The following is a 496-nucleotide window of genomic DNA, read 5'->3' on the forward strand; positions in this document are numbered from 1 at the left end:
GCGGACTGCAATATCGACTTTTCGCATTTTGGGACAAAACAGACAAATCTGAAACACTTGTCATTTCAACACATGGAATTGTGAAAAAAGTTGATAAAGTTCCGAAAGCGGAAATCGAAAAAGCGGAAAGGATTAGAAAAGAATACCTTGCCTACCGGCAGGCAGGTTTTGAACAATAAAATTATGGAAACAAAGAATAAAAAAATGAAAATGATGACCCTTGACCAGCTCAAAGACAGGGATATAGGGGAAATCGGAACTCCAGAAAGGGACAAATACGAATTTGACCTGCGAATGGAATTACTTGGAGAAATGATAAAATCCGTGCGGAAAGAAAGGAATTTGACCCAAGAACAACTTGGAGAACTTATAGGTGTCCAAAAATCCCAGATTTCAAAATTGGAACGGAGCACAAAAAATGTTACCATAGAAACGATTTTGAAAGTCTTTAAAGCATTAAAAGCTAACGTTAAGTTCAGTGTAGAAATGAACGAAT

Annotated in this window: 2 protein-coding genes; both read left to right on the top strand. The window is 36.9% G+C overall.

The genetic code is table 11. The features are described 5' to 3' along the window. Positions 1 to 5: 5 nt before the first annotated feature. Positions 6 to 179 (top strand): type II toxin-antitoxin system RelE/ParE family toxin, encoded by a 174-nt coding sequence (locus HMJ38_RS25135; RefSeq protein WP_228780276.1) that lies wholly within the window; start codon positions 6 to 8, stop codon positions 177 to 179. A 25-nt stretch (positions 180 to 204) separates the two neighbouring features. Continuing rightward, positions 205 to 496: helix-turn-helix domain-containing protein (locus HMJ38_RS25140; protein WP_228780277.1), on the top strand; the 292-nt coding region annotated here is incomplete at its 3' end.

The sequence above is a fragment of the Aquiflexum lacus genome, assembly GCF_015476655.1.
Taxonomy (GTDB): Bacteria; Bacteroidota; Bacteroidia; order Cytophagales; family Cyclobacteriaceae; genus Aquiflexum; species Aquiflexum lacus.